This window comes from uncultured Algoriphagus sp. (genome assembly GCF_963974365.1).
In the GTDB taxonomy this organism is placed as follows: domain Bacteria; phylum Bacteroidota; class Bacteroidia; order Cytophagales; family Cyclobacteriaceae; genus Algoriphagus.
Map to the genome: position 1 here is coordinate 310,764 of NZ_CAXBBX010000002.1, position 20,652 is coordinate 331,415.

Annotated in this window: 23 protein-coding genes; 12 read left to right on the forward strand and 11 right to left on the reverse strand. The window is 40.2% G+C overall.

Features of this window, described 5'->3' with window-relative positions; genetic code table 11:
* Positions 1 to 25: 25 nt before the first annotated feature.
* From AACZ87_RS03855 to AACZ87_RS03900, 10 genes are all read left to right on the forward strand, one after another.
* Positions 26 to 370, forward strand: coding sequence for a hypothetical protein (locus AACZ87_RS03855; RefSeq protein WP_339865032.1), 345 nt, complete (start codon positions 26 to 28; stop codon positions 368 to 370).
* A 67-nt stretch (positions 371 to 437) separates the two neighbouring features.
* Entirely contained in the window at positions 438 to 932 is a 495-nt protein-coding gene (locus AACZ87_RS03860; protein WP_339865034.1) for a hypothetical protein, read from the forward strand.
* Between the two features lie 180 nt (positions 933 to 1,112).
* Positions 1,113 to 1,547: a (4Fe-4S)-binding protein gene (locus AACZ87_RS03865; protein ID WP_339865036.1), complete on the forward strand. Its 435-nt coding sequence runs from the start codon at positions 1,113 to 1,115 to the stop codon at positions 1,545 to 1,547.
* A gap of 10 nt (positions 1,548 to 1,557) precedes the next feature.
* Positions 1,558 to 2,118, forward strand: coding sequence for an NAD(P)H-dependent oxidoreductase (locus AACZ87_RS03870; RefSeq protein ID WP_339865038.1), 561 nt, complete (start codon positions 1,558 to 1,560; stop codon positions 2,116 to 2,118).
* Positions 2,119 to 2,129: 11 nt separating this feature from the next.
* The gene (locus AACZ87_RS03875) at positions 2,130 to 4,028 is read left to right on the forward strand and encodes a monovalent cation:proton antiporter-2 (CPA2) family protein (protein WP_339865040.1); all 1,899 of its coding nucleotides are present in this window, start codon (positions 2,130 to 2,132) and stop codon (positions 4,026 to 4,028) included.
* Positions 4,029 to 4,059: 31 nt separating this feature from the next.
* A complete protein-coding gene (locus tag AACZ87_RS03880; protein WP_339865042.1) occupies positions 4,060 to 4,692 on the forward strand; it encodes a TetR/AcrR family transcriptional regulator in 633 nt (210 codons plus the stop codon).
* Positions 4,693 to 4,750: 58 nt separating this feature from the next.
* A complete protein-coding gene (locus AACZ87_RS03885; protein ID WP_339865044.1) occupies positions 4,751 to 6,106 on the forward strand; it encodes a TolC family protein in 1,356 nt (451 codons plus the stop codon).
* Positions 6,107 to 6,108: 2 nt separating this feature from the next.
* Complete coding sequence (locus tag AACZ87_RS03890; protein WP_339865046.1) at positions 6,109 to 7,161, forward strand: efflux RND transporter periplasmic adaptor subunit; 1,053 nt, start codon at positions 6,109 to 6,111, stop codon at positions 7,159 to 7,161.
* A gap of 1 nt (position 7,162) precedes the next feature.
* On the forward strand, positions 7,163 to 10,195 hold the full coding sequence (locus tag AACZ87_RS03895; protein WP_339865048.1) for an efflux RND transporter permease subunit: 3,033 nt from the start codon (positions 7,163 to 7,165) through the stop codon (positions 10,193 to 10,195).
* Between the two features lie 4 nt (positions 10,196 to 10,199).
* Positions 10,200 to 10,448 (forward strand): acyl carrier protein, encoded by a 249-nt coding sequence (locus AACZ87_RS03900; protein WP_339865050.1) that lies wholly within the window; start codon positions 10,200 to 10,202, stop codon positions 10,446 to 10,448.
* Between the two features lie 88 nt (positions 10,449 to 10,536).
* Here AACZ87_RS03900 and AACZ87_RS03905 read toward each other — a convergent pair whose 3' ends face one another.
* From AACZ87_RS03905 to AACZ87_RS03915, 3 genes are read right to left on the reverse strand one after another with little or no spacing between them, the layout of a single operon-like run.
* The gene (locus AACZ87_RS03905) at positions 10,537 to 11,007 is read right to left on the reverse strand and encodes a hypothetical protein (protein ID WP_339865052.1); all 471 of its coding nucleotides are present in this window, start codon (positions 11,005 to 11,007) and stop codon (positions 10,537 to 10,539) included.
* 7 nt (positions 11,008 to 11,014) lie between these two features.
* Complete coding sequence (locus tag AACZ87_RS03910) at positions 11,015 to 11,476, reverse strand: hypothetical protein (RefSeq protein WP_339865054.1); 462 nt, start codon at positions 11,474 to 11,476, stop codon at positions 11,015 to 11,017.
* Between the two features lie 22 nt (positions 11,477 to 11,498).
* Positions 11,499 to 11,957, reverse strand: a complete 459-nt coding sequence (locus tag AACZ87_RS03915) for a hypothetical protein (RefSeq protein WP_339865056.1) — start codon at positions 11,955 to 11,957, stop codon at positions 11,499 to 11,501.
* Between the two features lie 169 nt (positions 11,958 to 12,126).
* Between AACZ87_RS03915 and AACZ87_RS03920 the strand changes: the two genes are divergently transcribed.
* Complete coding sequence (locus AACZ87_RS03920; protein ID WP_339865058.1) at positions 12,127 to 12,342, forward strand: YwbE family protein; 216 nt, start codon at positions 12,127 to 12,129, stop codon at positions 12,340 to 12,342.
* Here AACZ87_RS03920 and AACZ87_RS03925 read toward each other — a convergent pair whose 3' ends face one another.
* From AACZ87_RS03925 to AACZ87_RS03960, 8 genes are all read right to left on the reverse strand, one after another.
* A complete protein-coding gene (locus tag AACZ87_RS03925) occupies positions 12,343 to 12,807 on the reverse strand; it encodes a DUF1456 family protein (protein WP_339865059.1) in 465 nt (154 codons plus the stop codon).
* A 348-nt stretch (positions 12,808 to 13,155) separates the two neighbouring features.
* Positions 13,156 to 13,593, reverse strand: a complete 438-nt coding sequence (locus AACZ87_RS03930; RefSeq protein WP_339865061.1) for a VOC family protein — start codon at positions 13,591 to 13,593, stop codon at positions 13,156 to 13,158.
* 52 nt (positions 13,594 to 13,645) lie between these two features.
* Entirely contained in the window at positions 13,646 to 13,960 is a 315-nt protein-coding gene (locus AACZ87_RS03935) for a hypothetical protein (protein ID WP_339865063.1), read from the reverse strand.
* Between the two features lie 35 nt (positions 13,961 to 13,995).
* Entirely contained in the window at positions 13,996 to 15,375 is a 1,380-nt protein-coding gene (locus AACZ87_RS03940; RefSeq protein ID WP_339865065.1) for an MATE family efflux transporter, read from the reverse strand.
* 134 nt (positions 15,376 to 15,509) lie between these two features.
* Positions 15,510 to 15,689, reverse strand: coding sequence for a hypothetical protein (locus tag AACZ87_RS03945; RefSeq protein WP_339865067.1), 180 nt, complete (start codon positions 15,687 to 15,689; stop codon positions 15,510 to 15,512).
* Positions 15,690 to 15,710: 21 nt separating this feature from the next.
* Positions 15,711 to 16,424, reverse strand: coding sequence for a 6-phosphogluconolactonase (locus tag AACZ87_RS03950; RefSeq protein ID WP_339865069.1), 714 nt, complete (start codon positions 16,422 to 16,424; stop codon positions 15,711 to 15,713).
* A gap of 87 nt (positions 16,425 to 16,511) precedes the next feature.
* The gene (locus AACZ87_RS03955; RefSeq protein WP_339865071.1) at positions 16,512 to 17,900 is read right to left on the reverse strand and encodes an MATE family efflux transporter; all 1,389 of its coding nucleotides are present in this window, start codon (positions 17,898 to 17,900) and stop codon (positions 16,512 to 16,514) included.
* 347 nt (positions 17,901 to 18,247) lie between these two features.
* Positions 18,248 to 19,207 (reverse strand): tryptophan 2,3-dioxygenase family protein, encoded by a 960-nt coding sequence (locus AACZ87_RS03960; RefSeq protein ID WP_339865073.1) that lies wholly within the window; start codon positions 19,205 to 19,207, stop codon positions 18,248 to 18,250.
* 119 nt (positions 19,208 to 19,326) lie between these two features.
* Between AACZ87_RS03960 and AACZ87_RS03965 the strand changes: the two genes are divergently transcribed.
* Positions 19,327 to 20,532, forward strand: a complete 1,206-nt coding sequence (locus tag AACZ87_RS03965) for an acyl-CoA dehydrogenase family protein (RefSeq protein ID WP_339865075.1) — start codon at positions 19,327 to 19,329, stop codon at positions 20,530 to 20,532.
* Positions 20,533 to 20,652 lie beyond the last annotated feature (120 nt).

Here is a 20,652-nt window from a genome sequence, read left to right on the forward strand (position 1 = left end):
TACATTCATTCGTTGAAAAAGTAATATGAAAAAACAGCTTTCACTTGGTATGATTTCCCTAAGTTGGGTTGCCTGGCTGGTAGCTGTTTTTGTATTTCCTATTTCCGAAGATTCCTCTTCAATAGACTACTCAGTACATTCTGTCTCGAATATCAATGGGCTAGCCAAGATCCAATTCAATTCCGGACCAGAATTATTAGAAATCCCAGAATTTAAAGTTGATTGGAGCTTAAACTCCAAATTAAATCCTGATTGGTATTTTGATTTACTTAGTCCAAGTAAGGCCTATTTGTCGCCTTCATTTTTTAAAAAGTCAATCCCACTTTTTGACGTCAAAGATACCTTCATCCATTTTTTCTACACCTGGTAAACTTGAATAGAAACTAGTCTAGCGATCATCAATCGCCTAAAAATCTATTCATTCTAATTCCATTCTTATGATCTCAATTGATCCTGTCACCTTAGCTGTGACTTCTTTTGCCATAATGGCATCTGCTTCCCCGTTTGTATACTATAGCTACAAACTCAAAAAAATTAGCAGTATAAACCTTGCTACTTTTGAAGAATTTTCCACCACAAATAATGTGATTCCAACGCATCATGAACGGTGGAGAAATCACTACCATATAGGCTTGGACAGCCAGTACAAAAAGTTGATTTATCACCGATTTGGAACCTATCCTGAGCAAAGCCTAATTGACTTGCGAGATGTAAACAAAGTCAGTATTCAGGAGAAGATTCGACGTGTACAAGTAGGCAAAGAAAAACGCTACATCTTGGATTTTCTGGCCTTACAATTCCATTTTAAAGATATCACTCACGCTCCAAAAACCATTGAAATCTATGATGGAGAGCTCTTCACTGATGTGGCTGGAGAACGCGGAATTGCAGAAAAATGGCAAAAAATACTAGAAGAGCAGCTTAAAGATTAGTTTGACTATTTTCATTTTGACTCTCCCCAATAAAATTAATTAGTAGACAATGGTTTGATTGGTTGCAAAAGACTCGGTTAGGTAACTGAGTCTTTTTTTATATTCTACGGGCTATTTTTTCTTTGCTAAGAGGATTAATTTGTAATATTAAAAAGAGGTCAAACCACTAAATAAAAGATTATGCCGGATACGCCTATCCATAAAGAATATACAAATGGCGAGGTCACCATTACTTGGGAGCCACATAAATGCATTCATTCCAAAAATTGTGTCAAGGGACTTCCATCAGTTTTTGATTTTGAAAAAAGACCTTGGGTCAATGCAGAAGGAGCAAGTTCGGAGGAAATTGTTAAGCAAATAGATAAATGCCCAAGCGGGGCATTAGGCTATTATTTTGCTGAGCAGAAAGAAACAAGTTCTGGTGATGTGATGGCTGAGCAACTGGTAGAGGTAGTCGCAAATGGTCCACTCATGGTCTATGGAAATCTCCAAGTAAAACTACCAAATGGACAAATCAAGAATCAAAGTAAAGTCTCTGCCTTCTGTAGATGTGGTTCCAGTCAAAATAAACCATTTTGCGATGGCACCCACAAGAAAATAAATTTCCAAGGATAAAGCAGTATACATGCGTAAAGTACTCGTTCTTTTTGCTCACCCTAAATTTGAGCATTCTGAGGCCAACCAAGCTTTAATTCAGGCTATAGATGGATTAGAGAATATCGAAATAAGAGATTTATACGAGCTCTATCCTGATTTCAATATTTCAATTCAAGCTGAGCAGGAAGCACTTTTTGAATCTCAAGTAGTCATTTGGCATCATCCCATTTATTGGTATTCCTGTCCCCCACTTATGAAGCAGTGGATAGATCTGGTATTGGAGTTCGGCTGGGCCTATGGGCCCGGTGGAATTTATCTCAAGGGAAAATACATTCTGAATGCAATCACCTCAGGAGGTTCGCAAGAAGCCTACCAGCATGAAGGTAGAAATCAATATAAGATTGAAGAATTCCTGAGACCATTTGAGCAAACAGCCAGACTATGTCACATGAATTATTTGATTCCATTTCATGTAGCTGGAACTCATAAAATTTCCGATTCCGAACTCACCCAAAAAGCAGATTCATACCGAGAGTTCTTACTGAAACTTAGAGATGAAGATGACCTTACTACCTACCAAAACCGCTAAAATTTAAGCTTATGAATGGATTTTTAGCAAACGCCATCTTATACATTTTGGCAGCAATCATTTGCGTTCCTGTAGCCAAGAAATTAGGAATGGGGTCTGTTTTGGGATATTTATTTGCAGGTATTCTTATCGGTCCCTACCTACTTGGGTTTATTACTAATGAAGGGCAAGGGCAGGATATCATGCACGCAACTGAGTTTGGAGTAGTGATGATGTTGTTCCTGATCGGCTTGGAATTAGAACCAAAAAACCTCTGGAAGATGAGGCAATTGATTCTTCAAGTTGGCCTGAGCCAGGTTTTGGTAACTACTATTATCGTATTTGCCATCGGATTACTCCTAGATATTCGCGGGCAAATAGCATTAGCTGCTGGTCTATCTATTGCGCTATCTTCAACTGCCATCGTATTGCAATCTCTCAAAGAGAAGAATCAGATGAACAGCCCAAATGGCAAACTTTCATTTAGCGTTTTACTGATGCAAGATGTGGCTGTAATTCCTATCCTAGCCTTGTTACCACTCTTGATTTTCGGCGACGCTGCTCCTGTAGCTACCGAAGCTTCCGGAATGCACGGACTGATAGACAACTTTCCCGGGTGGGCACAGACGCTATCGATCTTTGCTGCAATTGGTATCGTGATTCTACTAGGACAGTTCGGATTTGGCCCGCTTTTGAATTGGGTTGCTAAGACGAGGCAAAGAGAGCTATTTACAGCTTCTGCCCTGTTGATCGTTGTGGGAATCTCCTATTTGATGGAACTTGTGGGCCTCAGCCCTGCTTTAGGAGCATTTTTGGCGGGAGTAATCCTGGCAAACTCACCCTACAGACATGCTCTTGAGTCAGATTTAGAACCTTTCAAAGGGCTACTTTTAGGGTTGTTTTTTATGGCGGTAGGTTCTACAATTAACTTCAGTCTAATCGCTTCAAACGCTACAACAATAATTTCCATCACACTCGGGATTATCGCTTTGAAAACTATCATTTTACTGGTAATTGGCAAAACCAAAAAGATGAGACTTGCGAATAATCTCAGCTTTGCAATCGGCCTTTCTCAAGTCGGTGAATTTTCCTTTGTTACCTACGCATTTGCATTGCAGCTTGGGATCTTCGACCAATCAATCTCCGATACATTAATGGCTGTGACGGCATTGAGCATGACTATCACTCCTATTCTTATGGTGATCCTTGATAAAGCAATCATTCCTATGATCAACAAATCCGCCAAGGCGATCGAGAAAGAAATGGATAGTATTGACGAGCACAATAAGGTAATCTTGGTAGGCTTTGGGCATTTTGGGTCCACTTTGGGACGCTTTCTCAGAGCAAATGGAGTCGAGGCTACCATTCTGGATGCTGATCCTGATCGGGTAGAATACCTGAGAAAAATGGGCTTCAAAGTATATTTCGGTGATGGAACCAGAGCCGAGCTACTCCATTCTGCCGGAGCGGAAGAAGCCTCTATTTTGATCTCAGCTTTGGACAATACTGAATACAGCATCAAGCTGGTAGAGCTTTGCAAAGAAGAGTTTCCTCATTTGGAAGTTATGATTCGGGCCAAAAATAGATTCGATGCATTTGAACTGATGGAAATGGGCGTGAAAAATATATATAGAGAACATTTGGATACTTCTATTCGAATGGGTGAAGATGTGCTGAAAAAGCTTGGTTTCCGTGCGCATACAGTTCATCGATTGGCAAAACAATTCCGGGATTACGATGAAGGTGCTTTGAAGGTGTTGGTGAACTTTAAGGATAATACTGATGAATATATTTCTAAAAGTAGACAGCAAATAGAAATGCAGGAAAGTCTATTAAATGGTGAATTGATGCGGAAGTTTTCAGTGAATGATCATACATGGGACAGCGATTCTATCAAAGATGCAGCAAAGTCAGAAAAAAAAGATAATTAGATTAGGAAAGTTAAACAGTGTTTAATTAAATTTGAACGTTCAAGGAAATACTATGGGAATTACAGATCGCAAAGAAAGAGAGAAGGAAGAACTAAGAGAGATAATTTTAAAAGCAGCAAAGGAATTGTTTCTTGAAAGAGGAATAGAAAAAACATCAATGCGAACTATTGCTGATAAAATTGAGTACAGTCCTGGGATAATTTATCATTACTTCAAGGACAAAAATGAGATTTTCCATGCGCTTCATCAAGAAGGTTTCAAAGCCTTAAGTGAAAAGATGGAAGTTCTTTCGGTCATTCAGGATCCTATGGAAAGAATAAAGGCCATGGGCAAAATTTATGTGAAATTTGCATTGGAAAACCCTGATATGTATGACCTTATGTTTATTAAAGACGCTCCTATGTGTCACGTCTACGATTCTGAAAAAGAAGAATGGAAAGAAGGCGGGTCTGCATTTAATGGGCTTAGAATGACCATTATAGAATCCCTTGAAAAAGGTTACTTCCCGGGTCATGATGCGGAGGCTCTTGCGTATATGGTGTGGTCAACGGTTCATGGATTGGTTTCTTTGAATATCAGAAAACGCTGCGAAGTCATTGATATACCACGAAGAGAAAACATTGTAATAGATGGCTTGGACGCTTTCTTAAAACTCTTGGGATAACTCCCTTTTTTTTGCCCATATATTAAACACTGTTCATTAATTTAACGTTGTATTTAAAATGAAAATTAACACTTGGATTTTACTCTTTCTTCTCAGCTTTCTAGTCAGTAAGCCACTACTAGCACAAGGCATTTTGAAGGAATATATTGAACTGGGAATTGAGAATAACTTGGTCCTTCAAGAGAAAGACATTTCTATCGAGAAAAGCATTTTGGCACTACAGGATGCCAAAAGTTACTTTTTGCCTGCAGTTGATTTTGGAATGACTTATAACCTGGCAAAAGGAGGAAGAAAGATAAATTTCCCTGTGGGAGATTTGCTTAATGAAGCCTACAGCACGCTAAATGAATTGACACAATCCTCTCAATTTCCTCAATTGGATAACGTCAATGTGAATTTTCTTCCAAATAATTTTTATGATGCCCGATTCCGGGTTTCCATGCCAATCATTAATCCGAACCTCTCCTACCAAAAAGACATTCGCGAAAAACAGGTACAGGTTACCGAGTATGACTTAGCCATTTATAAAGCCACACTTATACAGGACATTAAGCTGGCATACTACGATTATTGTACAGCCCACACTGCAATTGAGGTAATAGCCAGTTCAAAAGAACTGGTAGAGCATAACCTGAGAGACAATGAGTCACTTCTCCAAAATGGAACTGGACTACACGCTTCAGTACTTCGTGCAGAAAGTGAAGTTGAAAACATTAATGCATTGATGATTGAGGCTGAAAACAGAGAGAAAAATGCAATCTACTACCTCAACTTTCTCCTAAATAGACCATTGGACAGCCCGTTAGTTTTCGAAGAACAGGCTCCTGATTGGGATTTGATCAGTACGCTCACACAAGATGAAAACCTTTCAGGAAGACCCGAGCTATTGCAGATATCAACTTACCAAGCTATTCAGGAAACTCAATTGAAAGCCAGTCAGAATTTCTGGATTCCAAGACTAAATACATTCGCAGATTTGGGAAGCCAGGCTTTCAACTTTGAATTCAGTAGCCAAAACAGCGCCTATGTCTTTTTCGGCATTAATCTTTCTATGCCTGTCTTTCAAGGCGGTAGAAATAGAAACCAAATACAGCGCTCTCAGCTGGAACTTCAAACTATTTCTATCCAGGAAAACCTATTGGAAAACAAGCTTAATCTAGACCTCAAACTTGCCAAAAATCAATTAAAAACGAGTGAGGCTTCGTACCGATCCGCAGAGAAAAAGACCGAATCCTCGAGTGCCTATCTCAGATTGGTTGATCGAGGGTTTAAGGAAGGCGCCAATTCTTTGATTGAGTTTATAGACGCTAGAAATCAATACACGCAAGCCGCTTTACAGAAAACCATTAACGCCTACGCTTTGCTGAAGGCACAGGCGACACTTGAAAGACAACTGCTCACTGACACTTACTAATCATGAAAAAATCTACACAACTCTACGCTATTTTTCTCTTCGCAGGATTGCTTTATAGCTGCAGTGAAGCAGAAACAAAAAGTCTGATTCCACCAAAAGGTGAGGTGATCCCAGTCAAAGTGCAAGCTCTCCAAAAAGGAAGTTTTTCTACTCCCATTACCACAAGTGGGAATTTCACAACAAAAAACGAAACCACACTTTCATTTAAGGTTGGCGGGATTGTTTCTAAAGTGTATGTGCAAGAAGGTGAACAGGTTAAGAAGGGACAATTACTAGCCACGCTAAACCTGACCGAAATTCAATCAGGCTTAAATCAAGCCAAAATCAGTTTGGAAAAGGCACAAAGAGACTTTGACAGAGCTTCCAGACTTTTTGCGGACAGTGTAGCTACTTTAGAGCAAAAGCAAAATGCAGAAACCGCACTAGAAATAGCCAAGCAGCAGTTCAACGCTTCTCAATTCAATCTGGATTTTTCTCAGATCAGAGCAAATCAAAGTGGTTTTGTCTTGACAAAATTTGTAAATGAAGGCCAGCAAGTGACCTCTGGATCGCCTGTCCTAAGAATAAACGGAGCCAATGCTAGTGATTGGGTGTATCAAACCAGTGTAAATGATCAGAATTGGGCATCTATTTCCTTGGGCGATTCTGCAAGTATTGTTACAGATACTGATGAGAAAAACTCTTTTTCTGGAAAAATCATCCGTAAGAGCCAAGCTGCTGATCCAGTCACTGGCGCTTTTTGGATAGAAATTTCTCCAGACTATCCTGCTGATATGAAATTGGCCTCAGGCATGTTTGGAAGAGCAACTATTTTCCCAAGTAATCGAACTGAAGCATGGCAAATCCCTTACGAATCTCTCTTAGACGCACAAGGTGATCAAGGCTATGTATTTGTCACCAAAGACAAGAAAACGGCCGAAAAGGTGGAAGTAAAGCTGGGCAAAATCTCTTCCCAGTCGGTGCAAGTAACTGCTGGATTGGCAGAATATCCCATTTTGATTATCTCCGGATCAGCCTACCTCACAGATCAGTCTCAAATCCAAATTCAGAACTAAGATGCGAATATCAGATTTTGCTGTAAAAAATTATCAGTTCACACTGATCATTTTCCTGATGGCTATTGCCGTTGGCGTGACGACTTTTCTCAACATGCCGAGAAGTGAAGACCCTGTAATTGAAGCCCCTCAGTTCCCCGTTGTAGTCGTTTATCCCGGTGCTAGTCCAGAGGACATGGAAGAGTTGGTTGTGGATCCGCTTGAAAATGTGATTTATGGGCTGGAGGATATTAAGCGAGTTAAGACGGAGATTCAGGATGGTGTGGCTGTGATCTTTGTAGAGTACAACTACAATGAGGATGTAAATGAAAAGTATCAGGAATTGGTACGAGAGGTAAATTCCCTCCGACCTGATCTTCCAGCTGATATTTACAGCATAGAAATCCGAAAAGTCAGGCCTTCTGATGTAAATATCCTTCAGCTTGCTTTGATCTCAGAAAATGCCTCGAAAGAACAAATGAATCGTTATTCCGACCGACTTCAGGATGCCTTAGAGAAAATCAACGAGTTGAAGAAAGTAGAAATTCATGGGATTCCAGATCAAATCGTCAGAGTTGACTTAAGCTTGGATAAAATCTCCGAAATGAATATTCCGATTAATGCAATCATCGGAAGTATCCAAAGTGAATTGGCGAATATTCCCGGAGGATCCGTGGAAGCTGGAAGCAAATCCTTTAATGTAAAAACCAGCGGAAATTATACTTCTGCATCAGAAATCGCCGAGACTATTATATTCTCCTATCAGGGAAAAAACATAGCATTGAAAGATGTAGCCACGGTACAAAATGACTTTGAAGATCAAAAGCATCTGACCAGACTGAATGGCTATCGGTCTCTTTTCATCACAGCCGCCATGAAGGAAGGAAACAACATTTCCTCTCTTCAAGAAAAGTATCTTCCAGTACTGGAATCCTTCAAATCCGAATTACCTGAAAATATTGCTTTGGTCACAGCTTTTGATCAGGCAGACTATGTAAACCGACGTTTGAGTGGCTTAGGTACAGATTTTCTGATAGCCATAGGATTGGTTTTCATTACGCTTTTGCCACTTGGAAATCGAGCTTCACTGATAGTGATGATCTCCATTCCTCTTTCACTTGCCATAGGTTTGGTATTGCTAAACGCCTTTGGGTTTGGACTGAATCAGCTGAGTATTGTTGGGTTGGTAGTCGCGCTTGGGCTATTGGTAGATGACAGCATCGTGGTGGTTGAGAACATTGAGCGATGGATACGTGAAGGCCACTCTAGACTTGATGCGGCACTTTTGGCCACCAAACAGATATCTGTTTCTGTCATAGGCTGTACCATTACACTGATCATTGCTTTTATGCCTTTGGTATTCTTGCCCGAGGGTTCCGGAGATTTCATTCGCAGTTTGCCTTTGGCGGTTATCATGAGTGTGCTCGCCTCCATGCTAGTTTCTCTTACCATTATTCCATTTTTGGCATCCAGAATCCTAAAAGAACATGGTGGGAGCGAAAATCGAGTTTTAACATTCGTCCAAAAAGCGATACATGCTAGCTATGCGCCGGTTTTAGAGAAAGCTTTAAATAAGCCTGTACGCACGTTGACGATTGCAGGAGGAATATTCGCTGCTTCATTGGTTCTATTTCCTATTATTGGTTTTAGTCTTTTTCCTCCATCCGAAAAGCCGCAATTCCTTATCAACATTACCACTCCTCTACAATCCAACCTGGCAACGACAGATCAGGTAGCTCAGGAGGTAGAAGCTGAACTCAGCAAAGTACCTGAGCTAATGAATTTTTCCACCAATGTGGGAAAGGGAAACCCTAGGATCTATTACAATGAAATCCCAGAGAATGAGCGCACGGATTACGCCCAAATCTTTGTTCAGCTTGATCCAAGTACTTCCCCACCCCAAAAAATGGCTCTTATTGAAGATCTTAAAAATAAATTTATTGGGTATGCTGGCGCAAAAATAGAAGTAAAAAACTTCGAACAAGGCCCTCCTGTGACAGCTCCAGTGGAAGTAAGACTTAGCGGAGAAAACCTGGACACGCTCAGAAATCTAGCCACACGGGTTGAAAATCTCCTCAAAAACACTGAAGGAACACTCTACATCAACAACCCAATATCAAATCTAAAAACAGACATCAGAGTAGATATTCAAAAGGATAAAGCAAGACAACTGGGGATCAATATTGCAGATATTGACCGGACGGTGAGATTGGCAATAGCAGGATTAACCTTGGGGACTTTTACTGACGAGTTAGGATCAGAACGTGACATCGTAGTCACAAGCCCACGTGTTGCAAAGGCTACTCTGGCTAATTTTGATGGCCTACACATCAATAACCAACAGGGAGCAGCAATCCCTTTATCTCAGATTGCAGACTTAAAATTGGAAAGTAGTAACCTTTCCATAGATCATTTCAATAAAATACGATCCGTTTCCGTCTCTGCATTCGTAAATCCTAATTACCTGAATGACCGAGTGATAGCAGACGTTAATTCAAAAATGGATCAAATATCATTACCGGAAGGATACAGTTTCACTATGGGTGGAGAATATGAAACAAGGCAAGAATCCTTCGCAGGATTTAATACAGTAATAATTGTCACCGTTTTCTTATTCATTGCCGTTTTAATTTTGCTTTTCAAAACCTTTAAGAGCACAATTATCGTATTGTCTGTCATCCCTCTGGGAATGGTAGGAGCTTTAATTGCACTTTGGGTAACTGGGAACTCTTTATCCTTTGTAGCGATTATTGGCCTGATTGCGTTAGCAGGAATAGAAGTGAAGACATCAATATTACTAGTGGATTTTACAAACCAACTCAGATTAGAAGGAAAAGCATTGAATGAAGCGATTCGTGAAGCTGGTGAAGTTCGCTTCTTACCTATTGTGCTGACTACAGTTACTGCAATAGGCGGTTTGATTCCAATAGCAATCTCTACCAATCCGTTAATCTCGCCTTTGGCTATAGTTTTAATAGGCGGTTTGATCAGCTCTACACTACTCTCAAGAATCGTAACTCCAGTGATGTATAAACTATTACCACCTAAAATATAATCCTATGAACCAACACTTTACACTACTAAAAAAAGCCATTGAAGTTTTTCACTCCTATGGTATCACTTTGACAGGTCAGCAGAAAAATGCGGACTTTGTACAGCAATTGCACATGGATCAAGTCTTCATTAATGGTCTGATTTTCGAATTGGAATATCAGCTTCAGGTGATTTTTCAGGATGAAAAACTAGGTACTGTACATACGCCGAAGGATTTGATAGCGTTACTTGTAAACATCCCCCAAGACAATTGATGGGTGTTTTGAAAACTAAACCAACTTAAAAGGGCTGACTTCCATTGGAAATCAGCCCTTTTTTGTTCTGGTAAAGAAACTGTAAACATTATTTTTCTACTCTAGTATAAATAATTCCCAAGGAGCTAGCATATAGAGGCATAATGGTATGGAGCTCTGATTTCTTATTTCTGAGTTGAAATTCTCTGGTTTCGTTTTCTCTATCGATTAAACTTAGACCTTCCTTGTCCGAATACATCGTTCCACCTAAGTTCATGTAATGCTCTGTAATCGAAACAGCTACTTTATTTTCAACGATTTGGTAGTTGCCAATAAAATATTCCAGAAAGCCTAACACATTCTTGGTCTCCATATCTCTAACAGAAACCTCAGAATAAACTTCACCATCTGACTTGAAATCAATTGAATACACTATATCATAGGACTGATAAGCATCTGTATATTCAATGACCTTTTGCCATTGGTTTTGAGTCAATACTTCGGGGTTGATTTCATCATTATCTTTGCATCCAAGGAGCAATAGCATAAGAAATACGGCAGGAAATAAGTTGATTTTCATAATTTTTCTAATCAATCTTAATAAAAGGTTTTGGTGGGGGGCAACTCTCATTCACTCCACATATGTAGTAGAACTTTGAGAAGTCACTTTCAATAACATATTCCCTTATAGTTCCCCCATCCTCTACCGACATTAGGAGTTCCTTATCCGAATATTGAAGTTTAGAATCTGCTGGAAGGGAAAATTGGTTTCTTGTAATAATCAGCTTAGAATCTTCTACACGATAGATTCCTATAAATTCGCTTGAATAGCCCAAATCGACCCGCGAACCTTTTTGGCGTAGGGTCACACTTCCTTTAATTGTACCAGCAGGAATAATTTCAAATGTGCTTACTTGGTCATAATCTTCGAGATGCAAAATAGATTGCCATGTCCCTGTAATAGTTCTCTCTGGAGTTACTTCCTCATCACTACAGCCTACCAGGAATAAAACACTTGCGATCAGATAAAGTAATTTTTTATTCATCATAGTACTATAATTTTTGAAGAGTTTATTTGATTTTCAAATAAGGTTTTGGTGGAGAGCAAATATCGCCGGGACCACAGCTATAATATAATTTTGTAAAGGAATCATTTATAGTATACCAATCCTCACCTAAATCGCCTTCAATACTGGTTAAATTCTCCTTATCTACATAGTCCAAATCAGGATTAGTCAAGTAAGCAGCCTCATTTTTTATAATTATTAGATTAGCCCCTTCAATACTATAAGTTCCTGAAAATACGCTCTGATACCCTAAAACCGTGCGGGAGTCTTTTTTTCTGATAGTATTCATTCCTTTGATAGTTCCATCAGCACTGATTTCAAAAGTACTTGCCCCGTCAAATTCCGAACCTTTATTAACTAATTCCCAAGTTCCAATCAGTGTTTTATCCGGATTCTTATCTTCATTATTACAGGAAAGGACCAGAAACGCAACTAATAAAAAACACAATACATTTGCTTTCATATAGAAAGAGATTTGAACAGAAGAAATATGTGATTAACAAAAAGAAAATCAACACGTTAATTTATAACGGAAATGCCTAACAAAACGCTACAACTTAGAGAACTGCTTAAAATTATTTTAGGAGCAAAGTCATAAGTAAATTGCAATTTCATTTAAGAAATTAATTCTCATGGAAAAGAAGACTCTCCCCGGAACCATCCGGAAAAATATCCAAATCGACAGCGAAGTCACCATTGTACAAAAACACCATCAGCGATCTGGTGAACTCACCGAAGGCTTCGTCAAGCGAATCTTAACCTCCTCTCCAACACATCACCATGGAATCAAAGTAATGCTGGATACCGGAGAAGTGGGAAGAGTAGTAGACGTCTTTGTCGAAGACTAATTAGACCGTTGGACGATATTTCTTTTTTAATCCATTCAAGAAATTCCTGAGAATTTGGTCTTTACAAGGTCTGTATTGGGATTGGCTAGGCTTTCTAAAGAAGGCACTCAACTCGTGTGGACTGATATGCATGCCTACGGAAGAGAGAATTTCAAGCACATCGTCTTCCTTCAGATTCAGGGCTATTCGAAGTTTCCTGAAAATGATATTGTTATTTAAGGACTTTTCAGGCTTTGGGTCTTCACCATCTTTTTTCCCTCTCTTGTCAATAATAAAACCGTTCAAAAAAGCCGCCAGATCCTTATCGATAATAGCTTGAAAATACTCCTCGTCATCATTTTTCAAAAAATTTGCAACCTCCTCCCGCTTTAGATCCAATCCTCCGGCTTTAAAAATGGCTACCATTTCAGGGTCTTTGTAATTGAAAATATACCGAATGGTCCGTAAAATATCTGAATTTGTCATGAATGCTCTTTGCTGAGTGTAACTCAAAGGTAAGGATGAATTAGGAATTGCTGCCTGGAAATTAGCATTGAAATGTTATTCAAAAATTCAGTCAGATAAAATCTAGCATGACTTAAAAGCCACAAACTGGGATGATTTCTGGTTCAAATCTCCCGATTTGGACCCACAATAATGAAGTCTTCTGACTTCTATTTCAGTTTCATACAGCAATCTGAAGACTGCAATAAAATAGGCACAAGCCTGCCTGCTGCAGGCAGGTCTGAAGACTCATATCTTTAAATTAAATCAATACAGGTTTGTAGGATTGTCATGTGCCGAGCTGGATTGGATTAGATATCGAACGCCTGATCAACTCTGAGGAGCAGCTTCAGCAAAAGAAATCATCCAATTAATTCCAAATCGATCAGTAAGCATCCCAAAATAATCTCCCCAGAAAGTACTTGCCATAGGCATTGTCACCTTTCCATCGGCGGAAAGTTTTGTAAAAAAGGCATCAGCTTTCTCCTTAGAATCAGTGGTAATAGAAATAGAGAAATTATTACCCACAGTTAAAGGACCACCATGCCCTCCTGTATCAGATCCCATCAAAATACATTCTTTGCTTATAGGTAAACTGATATGCATGATTTGGTTTCTAAACTCATCTCCGATAGGATAAGTGGGGTCTGCGGGCATGTCAGAAAATCTTCCCACATGGGCAAATTCTCCTCCGAAAACAGAGCGATAAAAATTGAAGGCATTCTCACAGTTTCCTTCGAAGGTCAGATAAGTGTTTAAAGTAGTCATAGTGATTAGGGTTATAATGGATAAAATTTTAATGCTGTTTAGCTGAAGGTTATCAGCACTGTTTTTGAATTAATTCGTCAATGTAAATATCAATTTGAGATAAGAAAGTAGTAACAGTTCGGTAATCTGCCTGCACTTCATCAGCCGCCGAAAAACAAACAGGAGAGGTAAATTTGTCTAAGCTTATCTCGTTGTTTTTACTATCAACTTTAGGATTTTGTAAGTCCTTCATTCTAACCCTGATTCTTTCGATCAAATATTCATTAGTAGGAAGTGGACCAATACTAGCATTGCTAAGAGCAAGGACAAGTTTCTGTAGAATACGTCGTTCAAATTCCATAGCTGTAGATTTTGCTGTAGAGGCCATTTAATTTAACAAAATCACCTGACTTGACCCTGCTTCTAAACCTCCTTTAGCTTCCATTTGCCTTTTCTAAAGAAATAAAGGGAAACTACAGAATGGAAACTATGGCTAAATGCGATGGAAATGAAAATTCCCAAATGAGCCAACCCTAAAGGAAAAGCCAACACATAAGCTAGCGGAATTTCTATAAACCAAAGTACACCTATGTTGATCCAAGCAGGTGTTTTGGTATCTCCTGCCCCATTGAAAGCCTGTGTCAGCACCATGCCAACAGCGAAGAAAACGTAACCAAGCGCGACCACCCAAAGTCCCTGAGCAGCTACTGACTGCACTTCGGGAATAGAGGTGAAGAATCCAGCCAATTGCTGATTAAAAAGCAGATAAATGCCTGTGACTGATGCCATGAAAATCACCGTGTATCTGGTGGTTAACCAAACAGCTTTCTCAGCACGATCTGGTTGCTTGGCACCCAAGTTCTGACCCACCAAAGTAGATGCAGCTCCAGATAAACCCCAAGCAGGTAACAGTGTAAAGATCAATATTCTAAATGCTATAGTAAATCCAGCTAAAGAGGCAGATCCAAACTCTGCGTTCATACGAGTTAGCGCAATCCATGACACGGAATCAATCAGAAATTGTCCCATTCCGCCTATAGCGATTTCCATGATTCTCTTGATGATTTCCCAGGAGATCACAATGTTTTCCTTTAGGATTTTCAGCTTGTGCTTTCCGTTGAATAGATGATACAACTGATAAACAACACCAACTCCTCTTCCAAGAGTCGTTGCAATTGCTGCTCCTTCTAAGCCAAAACCTTCAATATTTCCAACTCCAAAAATCAGAATTGGATCCAAAATCATATTCAGGCCATTAGCAATCCAAAGTGATCGCATCGCATGATGTGCTTGGCCTGCCCCTCGAAATGCTCCATTCAGAAGAAATAAGAGCATAATGGCAGTATTTCCGGCAAAAATAATTCGGGTATAATTGACTCCGGTTTCTATCACTTTTGGCTCTGCTCCCATCAAACCCAGAATGTCTGGGGCAAAGATCCAACCTAGCACTCCAAGTACAATAGAAATAGCTCCACCAACAATTAGCAATTGGAAAGCTGCAGCTCCCGCCTCGAAGTATTCTTTTTCACCAAATCTTCTGGAAATTAAGGCAGTCGCTGCCATGCTTATACCAAATCCCATGGCATAAACCAACACCACAACGGACTCAGTCAATCCAACCGTAGCAATGGCATGCTCGCCAAGTTTGGCTACAAAAAAGATATCAACTACTGCAAAAGCTGACTCCATCATCATCTCGAGGATCATGGGAATAGCAAGTACAAAAATTGCTGTTTTGAGGGAAAGACTAGTGAAATCCTGCTCTTTGCCACGCAGGGCATCTTTTATTAATTGCCAGGTCATTTGAAAATTGGAAAAATAATGAGGGGTGAAATAAAAGGAAATTTCCGCTGATCGAAAAGCAGCAAGAGTTAATAAACAGTTACTAATCGCATTTCAGACACATTTTGTCGCTTTTAGCCTGGGCTTCCCATTTTTCAATCAACAGCTCTATCCCATAATTTGAGTATCTGCTTTTCTGCAAGCAGAGAGGCCAAAGCACTATAAGTATTGGTCAAAACTATCGCTAAGCCCGCTTCAGCCTGTCCCGCCAGTGCGGGAGTCACCCGTCTTCGGTCACCTAACAGAATGAGCAAAGGGATTTTGGCTGAAGCCATCTTTGCGGGTATCGAGATTTATCAATGAACTGACTTCCTATCCACGATTACATGCGCATTTGGGTGAAGCCAGAGAACTGAAGCGGGAAGGTCTGTCCGGATTTTCCCTTCCATTAATAAATCCAAAGCCTGCTTTTTGCCCTTTCCAGTGATAAAGAGAATGACCATTTTCGAAGCCATAATATTTCCCACTCCCATTGTCATTCCTTGAGTTAAGGGAATTCCTACTTTCTCAATCATTCCACTCGCTAAAGTAACCGGATGCAAATTGGCTACATGGCAATCTGGTTGGAGATAATCTCCAGGCTCATTTAACGCGATGTGACCATTTATACCTATCCCCAGAATACAAATATCTATGCCAGTGAATTCAACAATTTTATCCTGAATCCTATCGCATTCTGACTCCGGGTCATCTGTTTCCACATCAAATGAGAAGTATCTATCATCCTTTATCCCCAATTTTTTGACCAACTTCTCCTGAATATCATATTCGGAAGTAAATGTGGAATCCTTGGGCAATCCCACCCACTCATCGAGTTTGATCACATTCATCCAATCGAAAAAGCCAGGTGAATCGAGTTGTTTTTCCACCATCAATTCATACAATCCAGCGGGGGAATTTCCACTTGCTGCGCAAAAAAGCAAATCAGGATTGATCTCAACCTCTGCATGAACGAGCTCAGCTCCTAGCTGTGACATTTCTTGGTAGTTTTTGCAATTATGTAGCTTCATGATCTAGGGTTAGTATGTGAAAATGAATGTAAGTGATGACTAAAATAAGTTGATTTTCAATTGAGGTGATCCTGATAGTTCAAAATTTCAACCTATTCCCGTTCCCAGCCAATCCCCTCGATGTCTGATCGTTCGTATTTTCCAATGGCCGGTTTTGAAATAAATAAAGGCAACCAATGCTGCTATAAAATTGGAAATTGGGAAAGCCCACCAAATCCCCTCGAAAGCCAGCGTTGTTTTCTGAGAAAGCACAAATGCTGTAGGAAAGCGCACGATCCACAAACTAAAGATGGAAATCAATAAGGAAGCTTGGGTAAATCTTGCTCCGTTGAAGAGTCCATTCAGAACTTGGTTGACACCAAGTAAACCAAAGCTAGGTGCCATAATTCTTATAAAAGTTGCTCCATCTCTGATCACTTCAGGATCATTTGGGACGAAGAATGCCGTTAGATTCTCCGCAAAAACAAATAATAACAGACCAATTCCAGTCAGGCCAAAAAAGGCGACTTTTACGCTTAGATTTCCAATACTTTCGGCTTTCTTAATTTTAGAAGCTCCAATATTCTGACCTACCATGGTCGTCGTCGCCATGGCTAATCCTTGTGCCGGAACAATTACCAAACTCAAAATCCTTGCTCCAATTCCATAAGCAGCAACTACCCCACTACCAAAACTCGTAACCAACATCACCAATACCGTCAAGACTGCGGAGCGAGAGGATTGCTCCAAACTGGCTGGAATACCCAATTCAAACATTCGCTTGATCCACTGGAAGTCTGGTTTCATGTCAGCAAGTCGGATTTTAATCCCTTTTTTACCACGAAACAGAATCACAATTCCTACGAGAGCAGATAAGCCCTGCGTGATAATACTCGCCACAGCTGCACCAGCTACTCCATAGCCCTCAACGGATCCATAACCAAAAATGAAAAGTGGATCCAAAACCAGATTTAGCAGAACGGTACCCAAAACGATATACATCGGCATCAACACATTTCCAATGCCTCGCATCAGGGACTGGAAAGTGAAAAACATAAAGAGAAAGACGAACCCAAAGGATGAAACTTGGAAATACTTAACCGAATCATCCAGCGTTTCTGGCCCTGCACCAACCAAATTCATTAATGGTGAAGCACCAACGTAGCCTAAAACTGCCAGCATGGCAGACACAAAAAAGATCACTAAAACGGTTTGCGAAGCACTGAAATCTATCATCCGCTGATCATCGGCTCCTTTATATTGGGAAACGATAACTGTTCCCGCCAAGGTAAGTCCAGCGCCAAGAGATAGCACCAGAAATAAAATCGGAAAACTAATACTCACTGCAGCTACAGCGTTTGCGCCTAATCTCCCCAGCCAAAAAGTATCAATTAGTTGATATGCAGTCTGCAGAATATTTGCCATAATAATCGGCCAAGCCAAGGTAAAAAGGCTCCGTATTAAATTCCCTTGGGACAAATCTGACTTTTTACTCATGAATCCAAAATCTAGCTTTTCACTTGATATCCTAAGATGCTAGTAAAATTCTGGAATCAGAAATTTGAACCGTCAGAAGAATGTAAATCCTTATAAAACACCCAACTTCATTAGACTTAAGATCATGTAAAATTTAAACGCTTAGAAATCCATGAGGCTCTTCACAAATCTTATAGGACAAATCCCCCTTAAAAATTTCACACCAACGAGGATTCCCAACAAAGCATCTATGAAGCTATTTTCCTTTTATCCCTTCAGGCTTCACTCATGTTAGAATTGACACCTTCTGCAAACCTCTTGATTCTAGCGTCTTGCTTCTTGCTACTTATATCATGCTACTCTAAAATCTACTCTTCCCCAAAAATCTCCTTAACTACCCAACCTTTGCCCCAGTCTTCTCTTTCCTGCTCAGTCCAAAGTTCCGGGTAGAAAATCACCTTCTGGAAGCGCGGAGGAAGGTATTTCTGCCAGTTGGTTCCACCTGTCGCAGCAATATCCACAGGATCTCTCTGTAGAAATCTCACAGCAGATTTGTAATGAGCCAGTGGCCAAAACACATTAGCCTTCAGGTCAAACTGCTTCATCTCTTCCGTCAATTCAGCTGAAGGATCAGGAAGATCTATGTACTTCTGCCATAGATTTTTGCGTCTATAATCATCGATGAGATCCATCAACTTTTTACTGTACTTCGCTTCAAAATTCTTAAGTGTAAGCGTTTTCTCTCCAGTCGCCAATTCAACCGCTCCCTGCTGCCAATATAGATTTTCAAAAATCTCATCCGTTGGCGTATGGAAATCAGGATCAGTTCGCTTATCCAATGCAACGAGGTTAAATGCATCCGCAGCCATCAATTCTATCTCTCTATACTGTGCACTTTGGAAACCACTCGCAGGAAGCAGAGACATGCGGAACTTTAAAAATTGCTCCTGCTCCATCCCTTTCCACATCATAGCAAAAGAACCGATCAACTGATCAAAGTACATATTAATCCGCTCCAGTCTTGCCTTAAAAAATTGCTCTGTAATCGGCTGTAAATCTGAAATTTGCTCCATTTCAGAAATAATCAACTTAAAATAAAGCTCAGTGATCTGATGATAGATGATGAAGATCTTTTCGTCTTTGAAAGAAGTCTTAGGTTGCTGCAGAGAAAGCAACACATCCAAATTGATATAATCCCAATAGGCCAAATAATCCGCATACTGCAAACCTTCTAGGTAAGAAAGCATATCCTGTCCAGAAGCTTTAAATTTCTGCTGAAGCAGTTCAATTTTATCTAATATCTTGGGGTCAAATTGGGACTCTTCCATAAGTACTTTTAGGACAAAAAGGTAGTATTTTCGTGAGCGATCCGTTTAATTAGGATCAGCTCTGGATTTTTAAAATCCCGACAAAAGTCACAGATTCATTCTATAAAACCAAAAAAACCATGGAGTCAATTGAAATCCGAAAGTCATTAAAGCAAGATACCTTCGAGGGCGTTGATTTTTTAGACCTTGATGATTTGCTTACTGATGAGCATAAATTGATTAGATCTTCCATCCGGGATTTTGTCAAAAAGGAGATCTCTCCTTACATAGAAGACTGGGCTCAGAAGGCTCACTTCCCTAGCGAAATCGTCAAGAAATTCGGTGACGTGGGAGCTTTTGGACCGCAAATTCCTGAGCAATATGGAGGTGGTGGCTTGGACTATATTGCCTATGGCTTAATCATGCAGGAAATCGAACGGGGTGACTCAGGTATGCGCTCGACGGCCTCTGTGCAGGGTTCGTTGGTAATGTATCCTATTTATAAATTCGGTTCGGAAGAACAGCGAAACAAATACTTGCCAAAACTAGCTTCAGGAGAAATGCTCGGCTGCTTCGGGCTCACAGAACCAGACCATGGTTCAAATCCATCTGGCATGGTGACCAACTTCAAAGATATGGGCGATCATTACTTGCTGAATGGCGCCAAAATGTGGATTTCAAATTCTCCAGAAGCTGATATTGCTGTGGTCTGGGCAAAAAATGAAGAAGGCCGAATTCATGGTTTGATCGTGGAGCGGGGAATGGAAGGGTTCACTACTCCTGAAACTCATAGTAAGTGGTCGCTTCGTGCTTCCTGTACTGGAGAATTGGTATTCGATAATGTAAAAGTTCCTAAAGAAAATCTCCTTCCTGGCAAATCAGGTTTAGGCGCTCCACTGATGTGCTTGGATTCTGCAAGATTTGGAATCGCTTGGGGAGCGATCGGCGCTGCGATGGACTGTTATGAGTCTGCGAGAAAGTACGCCGCTGAGCGTATCCAATTCGGTAAACCAATTGCGGGTTTTCAACTGGTGCAGAAGAAGCTCTCTGAAATGCTTACCGAAATCACAAAAGCTCAACTCTTAGCCTGGAAAGTCGGAAAGATGATGAATGAAGGAAAAGCCAAAACTGTCCATATCTCCATGGCAAAGCGTAACAATGTGGAAATGGCGCTAAATATCGCTCGCGAAGCCCGACAAATCCATGGTGGAATGGGTATTACAGGAGAATATCCGATTATGCGCCATATGATGAACTTGGAATCGGTGATCACATACGAAGGAACACATGATATTCACTTGCTGATATTGGGTCAGGAGATTACTGGGATACCGGCATTTGTGTAGGGGGTTTTACCGCGGAGGTCACGGAGGGAAACGCGGAGGGCGCAGAGTAGAGATTTAATTTTAAAATAAGAGTTCTTGAAAAGAAAAATCTATGAAAAATATACCTAACTGGTTGCGTAT